Raw genomic sequence first — 18,801 nt, forward strand, 5'->3', positions numbered from 1 at the left:
CCTGGGGACAATATTAATATGGACGTAGAGCTGATAGCGCCTGTGGCGTTAGAGGATCAGTTGAGGTTCGCGATAAGGGAAGGGGGAAGGACAGTAGGCGCTGGCGTTGTTACTAAAATCGTGGAGTAGTGGAGAGCTATGGGTGACAATATTCTAGTCGTTGCACTTGCGTGCGTTGAATGCAAGAGAAGGAATTATTCGACAACCAAAAACAAGCAGACTAACAAGGAAAAGATTGAGCTTAAGAAATACTGCAAATGGTGTAAGCGGCATAACGTTCATAAAGAGACGAAGTAGGTCTATATAAAATTCTGAATAGGGCAGTAGCTCAATTAGGGAGAGCACTGGACTCCAAATCCAGCGGTTGGGGGTTCGATTCCCTCCTGCCCTGAATTAGGAAACGTTAATGGACAGATTAAAAAACCTGAGCACGGATGCATCCCAGTTCGCAAAGGACATCGAGAGCGAGGCGAAGCGCATAACCTGGCCGTCAAGGCAGGAAACTGTGAAATCCACTCTGGCTGTCGTTGTGATTTCGGCTGTATTCGCCTCTTTTTTAGGGGTTGTGGATTATTTATTCTCGTGGGTTATCAGGCTCATACTCAGTTAAGAGATCGACGGAGATAATGGTTTTCTATGGCTAAGAGATGGTACGTGGTTCATACCAATACGGGATTCGAAGACAGAGTTAAATCCTATATTGAAGACAGGGCAAAAATGGAAGGCGTCGAAGACCTGGTTTTTGAGGTCCTGGTTCCTACCGAAACCATAGTAGAGCCGGTCAAAGGCGGGAGGAAAAAGACCTCGGTCAGGAAATTCTTCCCAGGATATATTTTGATAAAAATGGAGCTCAACGACAAAAGCTGGCATTTTATCAGGAATATTCCTAAAGTTATCGGTTTCGTGGGCGGCAAGCTGAAGGACGGAAGGATCGACCCCGACTCGGTGCCTGACATAGCCGAGCAGGAAGTGCTCAAGATAAAGCAGCAGATAGAGGAAGGCACGTTAAAGCCCAAGCCAAAGGTCTCGTTCGATAAAGGGGAGACGGTCAAGGTGATAGAAGGGCCATTCGCCAATTTCTCGGGCGTGATCGAGGAAGTGAGACCTGATAAGGCCAAGGTACAGGTGCTTGTGACGATATTCGGAAGGACGACGCCGATAGAACTCGATTTCAATCAAGTGGAGAAGATTTAACATGAAAAAAATAGACGGATACGTGAAACTCCTTGTCGAAGCCGGCAAGGCTACACCGTCCCCTCCGGTAGGGCCGGCTCTCGGTCAGAGGGGAGTTAATATCATGGAATTTTGCAAGGCGTTCAATGCACAGACGCAGAAGGCGGAAGGGGTTCTTCCCGTCGTAGTAACGGTTTACTCGGATAAATCTTTCTCTTTCGAGGTTAAAACGCCGCCTGTTTCGTACCTTCTCAAGAAGGCCGCGAAGATAGAAAAGGGATCGGGTGAGGCTCTGAAGAAAAAGGTTGCGAAATTGACCAGGTCGCAGGTCGAGGAAATAGCGAGGCTCAAGATGCCGGATCTGAATACAAATGACCTGGAAGCGGCCGTAAAGATAGTATCGGGCACCGCGAGGAGCATGGGGATAGAGGTAGGATAGGCCGGCGCCGTAAGGCCTGAGGCGCCTCTCATTTTCCGGGGCGTGGCCGTGGTCGGCTGTGTATTTTGAGATTTGGCAGCGAGGAGATTAGAGATGGTAAAGAAAGGGAAAAAATATACGGAAGTCAGGAAGGCAGTCGACGCCAAGGTTAATTATGGAGTTGATGACGCCATCAGGCTTATCGAAGAGACGAAGACGGCCAAGTTCGACGAAACCGTCGAAGTGGCGGTTACGCTCGGGATCGATCCGAGACAGGCGAACCAGCAGATCAGGGCCGGTATGGTGCTGCCTCACGGCATAGGAAAGGACATAAGGGTGGTCGTTTTCGCCAAAGACGACAAGCAGAGGGAAGCAAGGGAAGCGGGTGCAGACTATGCGGGCCTCGAGGACCTCATAGAAAAGATCTCGGGCGAGAACTGGCTCGAATTCGACGTGTCGATAGCAACTCCCGACGTGATGAACATAGTCGCCAAGCTCGGTAAGGTACTGGGACCGAGAGGCCTCATGCCCAGTCCCAAAGTGGGCACCGTGACGTTCGATGTTGCCCAGGCGGTCAAGGAAGCCAAGGCAGGCAGGATAGAGGTCAAGAACGACAAGGGCGGTGTGGTGCATGCCCCTATAGGGAAGGTTTCTTTCGGGACGGGAAAACTGAAGGACAATTTCCTCGTGTTCATGGACACGCTCCTCAAGATGAAGCCGCCTTCGTCGAAAGGCGTGTTCGTGAGAAAGATTACGCTGTCCAATACCATGGGGCCCGGGATAAAGGTAGATATTTTAAAAGTAAGAGATGAATTAAAGAGCGCGCAGATCGCGGCATAAGCCGGGGATCGGGAATAATGCGGGAGTTTACATGCAAGACTTGTCGAAATCGTTATTGATTAAGGAGCAGAGAAATGCTGAGTAAAGCGGCTAAGAACGAGCTGGTTCGGGAATTTAACGATGTTTTCAAAGCCAACCCGTCGGTTATGGTGGTTGAGTACAAGGGGCTCACTGTAAAGGAACTGGAATCCCTGCGGGCGAGTCTCAGGAAGGCGGACGCAGAGCTCAAGGTCGTTAAGAATACCCTTCTCAGGATAGCCGCCAAAGACACGCAAATTGAACAAATCAACGATTTGTTCGAGGGGCCTACGGCAGTCGCAATATGCGAGAAGGACGCTACGGCCGTAGCCAAGGTGTTCGTGGAATCGTTGAAGAAGTTGCCTCTCCTGAAGATAAAGGGCGGCATAGTGGAGGGAAGCGTCATAGGCGAGGGCCAGATTTCAGACCTTTCGAAGCTCCCTTCGAGGCAGGAGCTTATCTCCCAGTTCCTCGGACTCCTGAAGAGCCCGGTTTCCAACTTCCTCGGGACCCTCAACCAGCTCCAGTCCAAACTGATATATGCGCTCAACGCTGTTAAGGACTCTAAGGAAAAAGAAAATAATTAGAAAAGGACAGTAAAGTAAAGAACATTTTTATTTCATTCAAGGAGGTTTTTTGAATCATGGCTGACATCACGAGGACAGACGTTCTTACGTATCTCGAAAAGGCAAGCATGCTTGAAATTTCGGAGTTGATCAAGGAGATCGAAGTTAAATTCGATGTCAAGGCGGCGGCTCCGCAGATAGCGGTAGCTGCAGTACCCGGCGCCGGAGCAGGCGGCGAAGCCCAGGCGGAGCAGGCTGAACAAACCGAGTTTACAGTGGTTCTTAAAGCGGCAGGCGGGAACAAGATCCAGGTTATTAAAGCTGTAAGGGAAGTTACGTCGCTCGGTCTTAAGGAAGCAAAAGACCTGGTCGAGGGAGCCCCCAAGCCTGTAAAAGAAGGCGTGGATAAACAGGAAGCGGAAAATATTAAGAAAAAGCTTGAAGAAGCGGGCGCTCAAGTAGAAGTAAATTAAGCGTTTGGCCAAAAGTCAGGTATAATATTATATTTACATTGCGGATATGTATATCTGACTTTTGAAGCCTTTTTCCGATCTTGTTTCTATCTCATAATATATGTCTTTTTTTTCGGATAGAAAGCCGAGTCTCTATAGCGGAAAGCTTGATTAGGAATTAGACAGAGGTGGTATGTCCGCCGACAGGCGGATTTTTGTTTAATTGTTTGCTTGAGATTTACATAACATAACGGGGGGTAAGACACATTGAGTCTTGATGGTCTAGAAACGTATCAATTAAGAAAAAGCTTTTCCAAATTACCATCTGTTCTCGAAATACCTCACCTGCTCGAAGTCCAAATCAAATCCTACCACGAATTTCTCCAAGCCGACGTGAAGCCGGAGGACCTTAAGGACATAGGTCTTCACAATGCGTTCAAGACGGTGTTTCCGATAGAGGATTACAACGAGAAAGCCTCTCTCGAATATATAGGGTACAGGTTCGACAGGCCCAAATACGAGGCCCAGGAATGCAGGCTGAAGGGGTACACCTATGTGGCGCCCCTCTACGTGACGTTCCGTCTTGTAATCTGGGATACCGAATCGGGCGCCGAGCGCACAATCAGGGACGTTAAAGAACAGGAAGTTTACTTCGGCGAAATACCTCTCATGACACCTAACGGCTCGTTTATTGTGAACGGGACCGAGAGGGTGATCGTCAACCAGCTCCACCGTTCCCCGGGAGTGTTCTTCGACCAGGTAAGAAACAAGGACAGCGGCGTCGGCAGGTCTTCCTTTTCTGCCAGGATCGTACCGCACGACGGCAGGTGGATAGATTTCGAGTTCGACTCGAAGGATATCCTCCACGTGAGGATAGACAGGAAGAAGAAGTTCCTCGTGACCGTGCTGCTGAAAGCCCTCGGATATGACGAAAGAGAGATAATGCACTATTTCTACCCTGTCGAGACCATTCATATAGAGCCCAAGGGTATGAGCAAAAATGTGAATCACGAAGTCCTCCCCTATCAGAGGTCGAGCGCCGACATCATAGACCCGGCCACGAAAGAGGTTGTGGTGAAGAAAGGCAGGAGGTTCGTAAGGAATATTATCGAGAAGCTCAAGCGGGCGAACATAGAGAGGATACCGATCGATCCCTCCGAGCTGACCGACAAATTTGCGGCGGACGATATAGTGGACAGGAAGTCGGGCGAGGTGATTGTCAATTTTAACGAGCTTATCACCGAGCAGAAGCTCGAGCAGATCAAGAAAGCGGACATTACGGAATTCAGGATATTTTACATAGACAACGTGTCCGTCGTAGCCTCTCTCAGGAACACCATACTCGCGGACAAGATCAAGACACGCGAAGACTCTATAACGGAGATCTACAAGAAATTCAGACCGACCGACCCGCCTACGCTAAGCGTGGCGGAGTCTTTCTTCGACAACATGTTTTTCAATCCGGATACCTACAGGCTCTCACAGGTCGGGCGGCTCAAAATAAACTACAAATTGAACCACGGCATCCCGGACGACGTATCTACGCTCACCAGGGAAGACATAATGGAGACGGTGAGATACCTCTTGGCGCTTAGAGGCGGCAGGGGGACTACCGACGACATCGACCACCTGGGGAACAGGAGGGTGCGTACCGTCGGGGAGCTTATCGAAGACAGGTTCTATCACGGGCTCGAAAGGCTCGCGCGCTCCGTAAAGGAGAAGATGGGCTACCAGGCCGTCGAGAACCTCATGCCGAGCGAGCTGCTCATACCGAAGACCGTGATAGCAGTCGTAAAGGAATTCTTCGCGACGGGACAGCTCTCGCAGTTCATGGACCAGACCAACCCCCTTTCTGAAATCACGCACAAGAGGAGGCTGAGCGCTCTCGGGCCGGGAGGTCTCACTAGGGAGAGGGCGGGGTTCGAGGTCAGGGACGTGCATTCTTCCCACTACGGAAGGATATGCCCGATCGAAACCCCGGAGGGGCCGAACATCGGTCTCATTTCGAGTCTCAGCACGTACGGGAAGATCAACGAATTCGGATTCATTCAAACTCCTTACAGGGTCGTAAAGAACGCGAGGGTTACTGACGAGATCGTATACATGAACGCCCTTGCCGAAGAGAAATACATTATCGCACAGGCCAACGCCCCACTCGATAAGGACGGCAATTTCACGTCGGAATTCATTTCGGCGAGACACAGCGGAGAGTTCCTCATGGTCGAGCGTGAAAAGGTGGAGCTCATGGACGTTTCCCCTTCTCAGCTCGTTTCGGTTTCCGCTTCGCTCATACCGTTTCTCGAGCACGACGACGCGAACAGAGCCCTTATGGGATCGAACATGCAGCGCCAGGCGGTCCCCCTCATACGCACGAACTCCCCTATAGTCGGCACCGGTTTCGAAAGCACGGTGGCCAAGGATTCGGGAGTGACCGTAATCGCGAAGAGGGACGGCATCGTCGAATACGTAGATTCGGCGAGGGTGGTCGTGAGCTCTACTGGAGACGCGTCCGAATCGGAAGCCGGCGTCGATATGTACAACCTGTTGAAATTTCAGAAATCCAACCAGAGCACCTGCTGGAACCAGAAGCCCATAGTCTCGAAGGGCCAGGGCATAAAGGCGGGCCAGGTAATCGCCGACGGGCCTTCCACGGACTTCGGCGAGCTCGCTTTAGGGCAGAACGTGCTAGTGGCTTTCATGCCGTGGGGCGGATACAACTTTGAAGACGCAATCCTAATGAGCGAGAGGCTAGCCAAGGAAGACAGGTTCACCTCCATACACATAGAGGAGGTCGAGTGTATCGCCCGCGAAACGAAGCTCGGAAGGGAAGAGATAACGAGGGACATACCGAACGTCAGCGAAGACGCTCTCAGGAACCTCGACGAGAGCGGAATAATCAGGATAGGCGCCGAAGTGAAGCCCGGGGACATAATCGTCGGCAAGATCTCTCCCAAGGGCGAGACTCAGCTCTCTCCCGAGGAGCGCCTGCTCAGGGCTATATTCGGAGACAAGGCCGGGGACGTAAAGGACACTTCTCTCAGGGCCTCGCCCGGCATTTACGGCACGGTAATAGACGTGAAGATGCTCATATCGAGGGTCGTCGATAAAGACGAGAGGGCTAAGAGCATCGAGGATTTCGAGGTAACCCGTCTCAAGCAGGACAGGGACGACGAAATCAAGATATTGAAAGACGACGCTTTCGAGCGTATCAAGTCGCTTGTTATCGGCAAGACGTCTTCCGCCAAGCTCACGGTTTCGAGGAAGACCGTCCTTAAGAAAGGGGACAAGATAACGGAAGAGGTGTTAAAGACTATCCCCTTCGAGAAGTTTGCCGATATAACTATCGAAAGGGGAGACGAGGCGGAGGCGGAGATAAAGCGTATTATCGAAAGGACGCTCGAACAGATAGACCTCACTAACGTAGTCTACGATCAGAGGATCTCCAAGCTGACCAAGCCCGACGAGCTCCCGCCCGGCGTCCTCAAGGTGGTAAAGGTGAATATCGCCGTAAAGAGGAAGCTCCAGGTCGGAGATAAAATGGCCGGAAGGCACGGGAACAAGGGTGTAATCTCCAAGATTCTTGCCGAGGAGGATATGCCCTATCTGCCTGACGGAACGCCCGTCGACATGATACTCAATCCTTTGGGCGTGCCCTCCAGGATGAACGTCGGCCAGGTATTGGAGACTCACCTGGGCTGGGCCGCAAAGGAGCTCGGCAACCAGATAAACGAGATAATGGAAAGGGAATTCAGTCCCCAGGCATTGAAGGCGAAGCTGAAAGAGATATATAAATCCACCGGCACGGAAAAGCTGATCGACAAGATGGATGACGACGACGTTCTTTCCGTGGCCAGGAGGCTCCGGAGCGGCATACCGGTCAAGTCCCCGGTATTCGACGGGGCGTCGGAAGAAGAGATCAAGCACATGCTGGCCGCGACGGGCCTGCCGGACGACGGCAAGACCATACTCTTCGACGGACAGACGGGTGAGCCGTTCGACCAGAAAGTAACGGTTGGCGTTATGTACATGCTGAAGCTCCATCACCTCGTGGAGGAGAAGATCCACGCTAGGGCGATCGGACCGTACTCGCTCGTCACGCAGCAGCCGCTCGGCGGAAAGGCACATTTCGGAGGCCAGCGCCTCGGGGAAATGGAGGTCTGGGCGCTCGAAGCGTACGGGGCTTCGTACACTCTGCAGGAATTTCTGACAGTAAAATCGGACGACGTGATAGGCAGAACCAGGATTTTTGATTCGATCGTCAAGGGCGATATGAATTTCGAGCCGGGCCTGCCGGAGTCGTTCAAGGTCCTTCAAAAGGAGCTCCAGGCGCTCGCTCTGGACGTCGACCTTCTCGAGGAAGAAGAACAGGGCAGGAATTGAAAAAAAGATTAGGGAGGGAGTGAACGTGGACGTAGATACCCTTTTTGAAAAACCTAAGAATCCATCTGAGTACTCGGCGGTAAAGATATCTATAGCTTCTCCTGAGAAGATCAAGGAATGGTCGCACGGAGAAGTAAGAAAGCCGGAGACAATCAATTACAGGACATTCAAGCCGGAAAGGAGCGGCCTTTTTTGCGCAAAGATATTCGGGCCGGTCAAGGATTACGAATGCACTTGCGGAAAATACAAGAGACTCAAGCACAGGGGCATAACCTGCGAAAAATGCGGGGTCGAGGTAATCTCGTCCAAGGTCAGAAGGGAGCGTATGGCCCACATCGAGCTGTCGTCCCCGGTAGCGCACATATGGTTTCTGAGGAGCATACCTTCGAGAATAGGAATGCTGCTCGATATGACGCTCAAGGACCTGGAAAAGGCCCTTTACTACGAATCGTACGTAGTGCTCGATCCGGGAGGCACGAACCTCAAGTTCGGGGAAGTCCTGAGCGAGGATAAATACAGGAAGGCCGTCGAGGAGTACGGCCACAGCTTCAAGGTCGGAATGGGGGCGGAGACGATAAGGGAGATGCTCAAGAAGATCGACCTCGTCGAGCTCTCGGACCAGCTGAGGCACGAAATGAAGAACACGTCCTCCCCTATAAAAAGGGCGAGGATAGCGAAGAGGCTCCGTATATGCGAGGCGTTCAGGAAATCGAAGAACCGCCCCGAGTGGATGATCCTTACGAGGATACCCGTTCTGCCGCCGGATCTCAGGCCGCTTGTTCCGCTCGACGGAGGCAGGTTCGCGACGTCCGACCTCAACGACCTCTACAGGCGCGTAATAAACAGGAATAACAGGCTCAAGAAATTACTCGAGCTCGGAGCGCCCGATATAATCGTAAGAAACGAGAAGAGGATGCTCCAGGAGTCGGTGGACGCGCTGCTTGAGAACGGGCGCAGGGGAAGGCCGGTGCTCGGTCACAACCACAGGCCGCTCAAGAGCCTCTCCGATATAATCAAGGGCAAGCAGGGAAGGTTCAGGCAGAACCTCCTAGGAAAGCGGGTCGACTACTCCGGCCGTTCGGTCATCACGGTCGGCCCCGAGCTCAAGCTCCACCAGTGCGGAATACCCAAGCAGATGGGTCTCGAGCTTTTCAGGCCCTTCATATACCAGAAGCTCGAAAAGTGGGGAGCCGCCGCGACGATAAAAATCGCAAAGAAACTCGTAGAACAGGAGGCCCCGATAGTCTGGGACGCGCTCGACGAGGTGATCAAGGAGCACCCCGTGCTGCTCAACCGCGCTCCTACGCTCCACCGCCTGAGCATTCAGGCGTTCGAGCCCATACTCATCGAGGATAAGGCCATTCAGATTCACCCGCTCGTATGCCCCGCCTATAACGCGGACTTCGACGGCGACCAGATGGCCGTGCACGTACCGCTTTCGGTCGAGGCACAGACGGAGTGCAGGGCGCTCGTGATGTCAACTAACAACATTCTCTCCCCCGCCCACGGGAAGCCGATAATTCTACCTACCCAGGACATAGTCCTCGGCATCTACTACATGACGAGAGACATGGCCTACGACAAGGGGGACGGCAAGATTTTCTCGAGCATAGACGAGGTCCAGATGGCCTACGATTCCGGGGAGATCGGCATACACGCAAAGATAAAGGTGCGCGTGAAAGGCAAGCTTTACGAGACCACGGCCGGACGCGTGCTCCTCTACGATATCATGCCCAAGGACATACCCTTCGAGCTCGTAAACAGGGTCATGACCAAGAGGGCCATTGAAGAGCTCGTCGATACCTGTTTCAGGATGGCGGGCGGAAAGAACACCGTGATTCTGGCCGACAGGATGAGGACGCTCGGGTTCAAGTATTCGACGAGAGCCGGAATATCCATCTCGATCGACGACATGAGCATCCCGGAGAAGAAGAGGGACCTGCTCCAGAAAGCGCAGGACGAGGTGGTCAAGGTACAGAACCAGTACTCCCAGGGTCTCATCACGGACGGCGAGAGGTACAACAAGGTTATAGACATCTGGGCGCGTACGAGCGACGAAGTCGCCCAGGAAATGATGAGGGATATCTCGTACGAAGAGGTCATCGACAAGGAAGGAAACGTAAGGAGAGGGACGAGCTCAAACCCCATATACATGATGATAGATTCAGGCGCGAGGGGCAGCCAGACCCAGGTCAGGCAGCTCGCCGGTATGAGGGGACTCATGGCGAAGCCTTCGGGGGAAATCATAGAGACGCCCATTACGTCCAACTTCCGCGAAGGGCTGACGGTTCTTCAGTACTTCATTTCGACGCACGGCGCGAGGAAGGGTCTCGCCGACACCGCGCTCAAGACCGCGAACGCCGGTTATCTGACGAGGAGGCTCATCGACGTCGCTCAGGACGTGATGATAAAAGAATTCGACTGCGGTACGGTCGAGGGCATCACGGTCAGCGACCTCGTCGAGGGCGGTGAGATCATAGAAAGGGTGGGCGAAAGGGTGCTCGGAAGGGTTACCGTCGACGATATAATCGACCCGGTAAGCGGAGAGGTGATAGTCGCTGCCAACGAGGAAATCGACGAGCAGGCTGCGTCCAAAATAGACGAAGCCGGCAGCATCACTGAAGTAAAAATAAGGTCTGTATTGACGTGCGAGACGCGGATAGGCGTGTGCGTGCTCTGTTACGGCAGGAACCTCGCGACGGGTAAGCTAGTCAACATAGGGGAGGCGGTCGGTATCATAGCCGCCCAGTCGATCGGCGAGCCTGGGACGCAGCTCACCATGAGAACGTTCCACATCGGAGGCGCCGCGAGTCAGAGGGCTGCCGAAAGCACGCTCGAGTCGACCCACGAAGGCACGGTTAAATTCAGCACGGTGAGGACCGTAAAGAGCAAGGACGGGAGCCTCGTCGTCATTAACCGCACCGGCACGCTGATCATAGTCGACGATAAGGGCTACGAGAGGGAGCGTTATCCGCTCGCGCTCGGAGCCAGGCTGAAAATAAACGAAGGCGAGAGGGTCAAGGAAGGTCAGCTCCTGGCGGAGTGGGACCCTTACACGACCCCGTTCATTTCCGAATTCGACGGAAAGGTCGGGTTCGTAGACCTCGAGCAGGGTATAACTCTTAAGGAACAGGTAGACGAAGTAACGGGTATTTATAAAAAGGTTGTAATCGAATCCAAGAACCTCGACCTCCACCCGGGTCTCGTTATCACGACCGAGGACGGAAGGAGCATACAGTACTCCCTTCCGATAGGGGCGATCATCGAGGTGAACGAAGGCGACGAGGTGAGCGCGGGCGGAATAGTCGCTAAGATCGCGAGAGCGACCGCGAAAACGAAAGACATCACTGGAGGTCTCCCCAGGGTAGCCGAGCTCTTCGAGGCGAGGATGCCCAAAGACCCTGCGGTCGTTACGGAGATCGACGGTATAGTCAGCTACGGAAAGGACCTCAAGGGTAAGAGGCGGGTGGTCGTAACGCCCGAGATCGGCGAGCCCAAGGAATACCTGGTACCGAGAGGAAAGCACGTGCTCGTCAGGGAAGGCGAGCAGGTGGCTTCAGGGGACCAGCTCGTCGACGGCTCCGTCAACCCGCACGACATACTCAGGATTCGGGGCGAAAGGGCGCTTACGAGGTACCTAGTAGACGAGATACAGGAGGTCTACAGGCTCCAGGGCGTCAAGATTAACGACAAGCACATCGAGGCCATAGTGAGGCAGATGCTGAAGAGGGTAAGGATAAAAGACCCGGGCGACACCATAATGCTCGTCGGAGAGGCGATCGAAAAGCACATCTTCTTCGAGGAGAACGAGAGGGTTGTCGCGCAGGGCGGAAGACCCGCGTCTGCGGAGCCGCTCCTCCTCGGCATAACCAGGGCGTCGCTCAGCACGGACAGCTGGCTCTCGGCCGCATCGTTCCAGGAGACCACGAGGGTTCTCACCGAGGCAGCCTGCGAAGGCAAGGAAGACGGTCTCAGGGGCCTCAAGGAAAACGTGATCATGGGAAGGCTGATACCTGCAGGTACGGGACTCCCGATTTACAGGAACATAGACGTCGAAGTGCCCGTTCTCGAAGTGCCCGTGCCCGCGGCCGCTTCAGCGGACGAAGAATAACAATTGCGAATAAACCGGGTCGGGGAGCCTCACCGCTCCCGGGCCCGATATCTCTATTCTTTCAATCATTAAGCCGATATGCCTGACGAAAATAAAACCCAAATGGATAAGGTCTATGATCCGAAGAAGGTTGAAGAGAAGTGGTACGCCGACTGGATCGAAAAGGGTTACTATAAGTCGTCGACGTCGTCGGGTCAAAAACCCCCTTATTCCATCGTAATCCCTCCTCCGAACGTGACGGGGTCCCTCCACATCGGACACGCTCTCAACAACACGCTCCAGGACATCCTCATACGCTGGAAGAGGATGAAGGGGTCGGACGCCCTATGGGTTCCCGGCACAGACCACGCCGGTATAGCGACGCAGATGATGGTGGAGCGCGAGCTCGAGAAGGAAGGCACGTCCAGGGTGAAGATGGGCAGGGGCGCCTTCGTCGAGCGGGTCTGGAAGTGGAAGGAGGAGTCGGGCGATACGATCACGCGCCAGTTAAGGCGCCTGGGCGCTCTCCCGGATTGGGAAATGGAGCGGTTCACCATGGACGAAGGGCTTTCTCACGCGGTGAGGAAGGTATTCGTCGACCTCTACAATGAGAAGCTCATATACAAGGACAAGAGGCTCGTCAACTGGGACCCGAAGCTCTGCACGGCGATCTCCGATCTCGAGGTCGACCAGCGCGAGGTATCGGGGCATTTCTGGCATTTCAAATATCCTATCGAGGGCAGAAAGAACGAATTCATAACGGTCGCAACAACGAGGCCCGAGACGATGCTCGGCGACACCGCCGTCGCTGTGCATCCGGACGATGCGCGTTACAAGCACCTCGTCGGGAAGAACGCGGTTCTCCCGCTTGCCGAGAGGCCCATACCGATAATCGCGGACGAATACAGCGACCCCGAGAAGGGGACGGGGGCGGTGAAGATCACCCCGGCCCACGACTTCAACGACTTCGAGGTCGGGCGTCGGCACGGCCTCCCGATGATAAACATATTCGACGAGACCGCCCGCCTTAACGACAACGCCCCCGCTAAATACAGGGGGCTCGACAGGTTCGAGGCGAGGAAGCGCGTGATTGAGGACATGGAGGCTCTCGGCTTACTCGACAAGGTGGAAGATACCCGGCACACGGTCCCATACGGAGACAGGTCGGGCGCGGTGGTCGAGCCCTGGCTCACGGACCAGTGGTACGTTGACGCGGCGACCCTCGCTGTGCCCGCGATAAAGGCCGTGGAGGAAGGGAGGATAAGGTTCGTCCCTAAATACTGGGAGAGCACTTATTTCGAGTGGCTTAAGAAAATAGAGCCCTGGTGCATATCCCGCCAGCTCTGGTGGGGTCATCAGATACCGGCCTGGTACGCGCCCGATGGGGAGATATTCGTCGCTCTTACGGAAGAAGAGGCGCAGAAGGCTGCGAAAGAGCATTACGGAAAGGAAACGGAATTGAAGAGGGACCCTGACGTCCTCGATACGTGGTTCTCGTCCGGGCTCTGGCCGTTCTCGACGCTCGGGTGGCCCGAAGAAACACCCGAGCTCAAGAGATACTATCCGACGAGCGTACTCGTCACGGGGTTCGACATAATCTTCTTCTGGGTCGCGCGCATGATCATGCAGGGACTCCACTTTATGGGTGAGGTGCCGTTCAGGGAAGTCTACATACACGGGCTCATTAGGGACGAAAAAGGGCACAAGATGAGCAAGACCCGCGGGAACGTCATAGACCCCCTCGACGTGATAGAAGAAAACGGGGCCGACGCCTTGAGGTTCAGCCTGACCGCTCTCGCCACTCAGGGGAGGGACATAAAGCTCTCCATGCCAGTCATTCAGGGCTACAGGAACTTCATAAACAAGATATGGAACGCCTCCCGCTTCCTCATAATGAACCTCGGGGAATACGACGACAGCGTAAAAATTCCAGACGACGAGCTTTCCACGTACGATAAGTGGATACTCATGAAGCTGAACGAAACTGTAAAAGAGGTGGGCGACTCGTTCGAGGGCTATGAATTCGACAAGGCGGCGGGTGCCATATACAAGTTCTTCTGGTCGGAATACTGCGACTGGTATATAGAGTCTGTAAAGCCTGTGCTATACGGGGACGACCCACAAGGGAAGCAAAGGACGAAGGGCGTCCTCGTGCGTGTGCTCAAGACCGCATTACAATTGCTTCACCCGATTGCCCCCTTCATATCGGAAGAGCTCTACCAGAGGCTCCGCGTGTTCGGGGTTGAACTTAACGCCGTCGACGGCGGCGCTGCGGAGAGCATAGTGGTAAGCTCGTTCCCCGAATGTAACGAAACCCAGATCTTCCGCGACGAGCACGACGAGGTCGAGCTTATGAAGGAGATCGTCGTCGGGATAAGGAACCTCCGGGCAGTGATCGGGCTCCACCCGTCCGAGAAGGTGAGCGTCGTGCTTCTTCCCGAGAGCGCGAAGGCGCGTAAGCAGATAGAGGCCAACAGGGGCTTCATACTCAGCCTTGCGTCACTCTCCGGGTTCGAGATCGCGAAGAAAGACAAGCCTAAAAAGGCAATCGCCCAAGTCATACCGGGCGTCGAGATATTCCTCCCAGTCGAAGGGCTCATCGATGTCGGGAAAGAGACCGAGAGGATAAAGAAAGAGATAGGCAAGATTTCCAAAGACCTTGAACGAACCGAAAAGAAGCTCTCCAACCCCGAATTCCTCGAACGCGCCCCCGAAGAGGTCGTCCAGAAAGAGCGCGCAATCTTCGAGGAGCTATCCTTTCAGATAAAGAAGATGGAAGACGTGCTCAACAAGCTGAGCGAGATAGGTTAGATTATAAATCACTCAAATCTGTCTTGGATTTTCTCGCTACCCGCAAAAGCCATTAGCGCCTTTCAAGCTCCCGCTCCATCGCGTCGAGCACAATCTTGCTCATAGCGCAGTTGTGCTTTTTTGCCCTCATTTTGAGGCGCTTGTGCAAGGCGTCGGGGGTGTTTTTAATTTGAAGGTTTGCCATATCATGACGATAGCGCTTTATTATAATGACGACAACATGCTAAAGAAAGAGGGTCAAATAGATAATCTATTCAGAGAGTAGAAACCTGTGCTGGTAAGATAATATGAGTATTTTTCAGCTGTGTCACTCCCCGAAAAGGCCCAACTGTTTTTGTTTGGTCTTCTTGAGGTCGGTTAGCTCGACGGGGTATCTGCCGGAGAAGCAGGCGTTGCAGAAGCTCTCTGTGCCGTTCATCTTCTTGGTGTCGTCGACCGCCTTCATTACGCCTTCGAGGCTTAAATAACCCAGTGAATCGGATGTTATGTACTTTCTTATCTCGTCAATATCCAAAGAATTGGCGATCAACTCTTCCTTGAGCGGCGTGTCTATGCCGTAATAGCACGAGAACTTCGTCGGGGGCGAGCTTATTCTCATATGTACTTCCTTCGCTCCGGCCGCGCGCACCATCTTCACTATCTTCCTCGACGTTGTCCCCCTCACTATAGAGTCGTCCACTATCACGACCCTTTTGCCTTCGAGCACTTCCTTTATCGCGTTCAGCTTGAGCCTAACGCCGAAGTTCCTTATCGACTGCTGGGGCTCTATGAACGTCCTCCCTACGTAGTGGCTCCTAAGTAGCCCCAATTCGAGCGGGAGCCCGGATTCCTCGGAGAACCCCATGGCCGCGGGCACACCGGAATCAGGGACAGCGACGATTATATCCGCGTCGGCTGGCTGCTCTATTGCGAGCTGCTTTCCTAGTGCCCTCCTCACCTGGTACACGTTCCTTCCCGTCTGGAAGCTGTCGGGCCTCGCGAAATAGATGTATTCGAATACGCAGTATGCGTGCCTGGCCTCCGGGAAGGGCTTGAACGACTCGGTGCCGTTTTCATTCACTACGACTATCTCGCCCGGCTCTATCTCCCTGACAAACTCGGCCTCTATGAGATCGAAAGCGCAGGTCTCGGACGCGAACACGACCGAGTCCCCGAGCTTGCCCATGACGAGAGGCCTGAACCCGTAGGGGTCCCTCACTGCTATCATGGCTTCGGGCGTGAGGAAGAGGAGCGAATAGGCCCCCTTGCACTTGGCAAGGGCTTCTACGATCCTCTGGAGGAGGGTCTCTTCTTTCGATTTCGCGATTAAATGTACGATGACTTCTGTGTCCGTCGTGGACTGGAATATCGCGCCTTCGGCTTCGAGCTCTTCTCTCAATGTCCTCGCGTTAGTCAGGTTGCCGTTATGCGCAATGGCGAGGGCCCCGCGGAAATAGTTGATGACGATGGGCTGCATGTTCTTCGCCTGGCTCGAGCCCGTGGTCGAGTAGCGCACGTGCCCGATCGCGTTCTGCCCCGTGAGGTGCGATAGTATGTCTTCCGTGAAAATGTCGGAGACGAGACCCATGGCGCGGTGGTTGTGGAGGTTTACGCCGTCAGAGGTTACGATGCCGGCGCTTTCCTGTCCCCTGTGCTGGAGCGCATGAAGCCCCAGGTATGTGAGGTTTGAAGCCTCGACATGACCGTAGATGCCGAATACGCCGCACTCTTCTTTAAGCTTTGGCATAGCTTTTAAGGTTGTTCTCGAAACCCCCCGCCCAGGCTCTCCGGGCTTCCGATACCGGAATATCTATCAATCCCTTTATTAAAAACCCCTGCCCTCCGACCGTTCCAATTACGCTCATGGGTACATTATTTGATTCCGAAATTTTTCTAAGGATTCCTAAGTCTTTTTCGTCGAGTGAAACGACCGCTCTCGCCTGGGATTCCGAAAATAAGAGTGCATCCCTTCTGATTGAGCCTGACAGTTCGACCTCAATGCCTAAAGTGTATTCCGGGGTGAAACAGGATTCTGCGAGCGAAAGAGCTATCCCTCCCTCGGAAAGATCGTGCGCCGACTTAATTATACCCCTATCCGCCGCTTCTAGCAAAGCCCGGACAAGGTTCGATTCCGCCTCGAGATCGAGTACCGGAGGCTCCCCCGCAACTATGCCGCGGACCTGCTTCAAATACTCGCTCCCTCCCAGCTCTTCCTTCGTTTCTCCTAAAAGGACTATCGTATCCCCTTCGTCCTTAAACCACTGTGTTATATGCTTTTCGACATCGGCAATGAGGCCTACCATTCCGATCGCGGGCGTCGGGTATATGGCTTTACGGCCCGTCTGGTTGTAGAAGCTCACGTTCCCGCTCACGACAGGGGTGTTGAGGCTGAGCGCCGCCTCGGATATGCCCTCTATCGCCCGTTTGAACTGCCACATCACTCCGGGCTCCTCCGGGCTCCCGAAATTTAGGCAGTCGGTGATAGCTAGCGGTATCGCCCCCGAGCAGGCAAGGTTCCTGGCGCTCTCGGCGACCGCGATTGCTCCCCCCGTGTAAGGGTCGAGGTAACAGTATGTGGAGTTGCAGTTGACCGTCATCGCGAGGGCTTTCTTAGTGCCTTTTATCCTTACGACCGCAGCGTCCGAGCCCGGGAGCACGACCGTGTTCGTCCTGACCATGTAATCGTACTGCTCCCATACGGAGCGCTTCTCCGCAAGCGTGGGCGAGGAGAGGAGCTTCAAAAGCACAATGTTGAGGTCCTTCGGGACAGGTATGGAGGATAGATCCAGATTCCTCGTTTCTTTTATATACGCGGGCTCGCTGAAGGGCCTGTCGTAAACAGGCGCCTCTTCCGAGATGAGGCTTATCGGTATCTCTGCGACGGTCTTTCCCTCTTCCGCGATGACGAGCCTGCCCGAGTCCGTCACCTCTCCGATGACGCTGAAGTCGAGCCCCCATTTCCTGAATATTTTTTCAGCTATTTCCTCTTTCCCTTTTTCGAGCACGATGAGCATGCGCTCCTGCGATTCGGAGAGCATTACCTCGTAGGGCGTCATGGACTCTTCCCTCCTCGGCACCTTCTCGATGTCGATCCTTATGCCCGTGCCTGCCCTCTCGGCCATCTCCGTGGAAGAAGACGTGAGCCCTGCCGCCCCCATATCCTGTATGCCCACTACGACGCCCGTCTTGAATAATTCGAGGCAGGCTTCGAGGAGGAGCTTTTCGGTAAACGGGTCGCCCACCTGAACGGCGGGCCTTTTCTCCTCGGCTTCCTTGGTGAATGTCTCTGATGCCATTACGGCGCCGTGTATGCCGTCCCTTCCCGTCTTAGAGCCGACATAGATTACAGGGTTCCCCAGTCCCTTTGCGTAGCCCCTGAATATTTCGTCCTTATTCGTGATCCCGAGGGCGAATACGTTGACGAGGGGGTTGCCGTTGTAGCATTCGTCGAAGTAAACCTCCCCGCCCACGGTCGGTATCCCTATGCAGTTCCCGTAACCCGCTATGCCCGATACGACCCCGCCCACGAGGTATTTTGTCTTGGGCAGGGATGGGTCGCCGAACCTGAGTGAATCCAGTACCGCGATAGGCCTCGCCCCCATCGTGAATATGTCCCGCAATATGCCTCCAACTCCCGTGGCTGCGCCCTGGTAAGGCTCGATGAACGACGGGTGGTTATGGCTCTCCATCTTGAAAACGGCGCATTGCCCGTCGCCGATATCTATAATGCCGGCGTTCTCCCCGGGGCCCTGTATGACCACTTCGCCCGACGTGGGGAATTTTCTCAGGTGGACTCTCGAGCTTTTGTAGGAGCAGTGTTCGGACCACATGGCGGCTAGGATGCCGAGCTCGGTGATATTGGGCTCCCTGCCGAGTGTATCCACTATCTTTTTGTATTCTTCTTCGGTCAGCCCGTGGTCAAGAGCGGTTTTCAGGTCGGACATTTAGTCTCTATCACTCTCTATAAGTTAATATACCAGTTATTAGGGGTCTAATCACCGGATGTGCTTCGAACTACCTATATCTGCGGGATAATTTAATTTGACATCATTTTCGCCGTTGTCAAAATCGATG

13 protein-coding genes and 1 tRNA gene are annotated in these 18,801 nt (G+C 54.0%); 12 read left to right on the top strand and 2 right to left on the bottom strand.

Features of this window, described 5'->3' with window-relative positions; all coding sequences use genetic code 11:
• The 12 genes from tuf to AB1598_00060 form a co-directional block, all read left to right on the top strand.
• Nucleotides 1-129 (top strand): elongation factor Tu (gene tuf / locus AB1598_00005; protein MEW6143381.1); only part of this gene is annotated, 129 nt, incomplete at its 5' end.
• Nucleotides 130-138: 9 nt separating this feature from the next.
• Nucleotides 139-297 (top strand): 50S ribosomal protein L33, encoded by a 159-nt coding sequence (rpmG, locus tag AB1598_00010; protein ID MEW6143382.1) that lies wholly within the window; start codon nt 139-141, stop codon nt 295-297.
• A 20-nt stretch (nt 298-317) separates the two neighbouring features.
• Nucleotides 318-391 (top strand) — tRNA-Trp (locus AB1598_00015).
• Between the two features lie 15 nt (nt 392-406).
• Nucleotides 407-610 carry a preprotein translocase subunit SecE gene (gene secE, locus AB1598_00020; protein MEW6143383.1) on the top strand — a complete coding sequence of 68 codons (204 nt, stop codon included), beginning with the start codon at nt 407-409 and terminating at the stop codon, nt 608-610.
• A gap of 26 nt (nt 611-636) precedes the next feature.
• Nucleotides 637-1,194, top strand: a complete 558-nt coding sequence (nusG, locus tag AB1598_00025; protein MEW6143384.1) for a transcription termination/antitermination protein NusG — start codon at nt 637-639, stop codon at nt 1,192-1,194.
• A gap of 1 nt (nt 1,195) precedes the next feature.
• Nucleotides 1,196-1,612 (top strand): 50S ribosomal protein L11, encoded by a 417-nt coding sequence (gene rplK, locus AB1598_00030; protein MEW6143385.1) that lies wholly within the window; start codon nt 1,196-1,198, stop codon nt 1,610-1,612.
• A 93-nt stretch (nt 1,613-1,705) separates the two neighbouring features.
• Nucleotides 1,706-2,431: a 50S ribosomal protein L1 gene (rplA, locus tag AB1598_00035; GenBank protein MEW6143386.1), complete on the top strand. Its 726-nt coding sequence runs from the start codon at nt 1,706-1,708 to the stop codon at nt 2,429-2,431.
• Nucleotides 2,432-2,505: 74 nt separating this feature from the next.
• Nucleotides 2,506-3,036, top strand: coding sequence for a 50S ribosomal protein L10 (gene rplJ, locus AB1598_00040; GenBank protein ID MEW6143387.1), 531 nt, complete (start codon nt 2,506-2,508; stop codon nt 3,034-3,036).
• A 56-nt stretch (nt 3,037-3,092) separates the two neighbouring features.
• Nucleotides 3,093-3,488, top strand: coding sequence for a 50S ribosomal protein L7/L12 (gene rplL, locus AB1598_00045; GenBank protein ID MEW6143388.1), 396 nt, complete (start codon nt 3,093-3,095; stop codon nt 3,486-3,488).
• Between the two features lie 246 nt (nt 3,489-3,734).
• Nucleotides 3,735-7,847 (top strand): DNA-directed RNA polymerase subunit beta, encoded by a 4,113-nt coding sequence (rpoB, locus tag AB1598_00050; protein MEW6143389.1) that lies wholly within the window; start codon nt 3,735-3,737, stop codon nt 7,845-7,847.
• A 25-nt stretch (nt 7,848-7,872) separates the two neighbouring features.
• Nucleotides 7,873-11,958 (top strand): DNA-directed RNA polymerase subunit beta', encoded by a 4,086-nt coding sequence (gene rpoC / locus AB1598_00055; GenBank protein MEW6143390.1) that lies wholly within the window; start codon nt 7,873-7,875, stop codon nt 11,956-11,958.
• A 102-nt stretch (nt 11,959-12,060) separates the two neighbouring features.
• Nucleotides 12,061-14,748, top strand: coding sequence for a valine--tRNA ligase (locus tag AB1598_00060; protein ID MEW6143391.1), 2,688 nt, complete (start codon nt 12,061-12,063; stop codon nt 14,746-14,748).
• Nucleotides 14,749-15,055: 307 nt separating this feature from the next.
• Here AB1598_00060 and purF read toward each other — a convergent pair whose 3' ends face one another.
• Together purF and purL are read right to left on the bottom strand one after the other, a co-directional pair.
• The gene (purF, locus tag AB1598_00065) at nt 15,056-16,474 is read right to left on the bottom strand and encodes an amidophosphoribosyltransferase (protein ID MEW6143392.1); all 1,419 of its coding nucleotides are present in this window, start codon (nt 16,472-16,474) and stop codon (nt 15,056-15,058) included.
• The gene (purL, locus tag AB1598_00070; protein MEW6143393.1) at nt 16,461-18,671 is read right to left on the bottom strand and encodes a phosphoribosylformylglycinamidine synthase subunit PurL; all 2,211 of its coding nucleotides are present in this window, start codon (nt 18,669-18,671) and stop codon (nt 16,461-16,463) included. Before purL ends, purF begins: the two co-directional genes overlap by 14 nt.
• Nucleotides 18,672-18,801: the final 130 nt, after the last annotated feature.

The organism is Thermodesulfobacteriota bacterium (genome assembly GCA_040754335.1).
Classification (GTDB): domain Bacteria; phylum Desulfobacterota_D; class UBA1144; order Nemesobacterales; family UBA2774; genus 2-12-FULL-53-21.

Bases quoted from the DNA above. Each gene is read 5' to 3' on its own strand.
- rpmG (MEW6143382.1), top strand. From the start codon at position 139: ATGGGTGACAATATTCTAGTCGTTGCACTTGCGTGCGTTGAATGCAAG.
- secE (MEW6143383.1), top strand. From the start codon at position 407: ATGGACAGATTAAAAAACCTGAGCACGGATGCATCCCAGTTCGCAAAG.
- nusG (MEW6143384.1), top strand. From the start codon at position 637: ATGGCTAAGAGATGGTACGTGGTTCATACCAATACGGGATTCGAAGAC.
- rplK (MEW6143385.1), top strand. From the start codon at position 1,196: ATGAAAAAAATAGACGGATACGTGAAACTCCTTGTCGAAGCCGGCAAG.
- rplA (MEW6143386.1), top strand. From the start codon at position 1,706: ATGGTAAAGAAAGGGAAAAAATATACGGAAGTCAGGAAGGCAGTCGAC.
- rplJ (MEW6143387.1), top strand. From the start codon at position 2,506: ATGCTGAGTAAAGCGGCTAAGAACGAGCTGGTTCGGGAATTTAACGAT.
- rplL (MEW6143388.1), top strand. From the start codon at position 3,093: ATGGCTGACATCACGAGGACAGACGTTCTTACGTATCTCGAAAAGGCA.
- AB1598_00060 (MEW6143391.1), top strand. From the start codon at position 12,061: ATGGATAAGGTCTATGATCCGAAGAAGGTTGAAGAGAAGTGGTACGCC.
- purF (MEW6143392.1), bottom strand. From the start codon at position 16,474: ATGCCAAAGCTTAAAGAAGAGTGCGGCGTATTCGGCATCTACGGTCAT.
- purL (MEW6143393.1), bottom strand. From the start codon at position 18,671: ATGTCCGACCTGAAAACCGCTCTTGACCACGGGCTGACCGAAGAAGAA.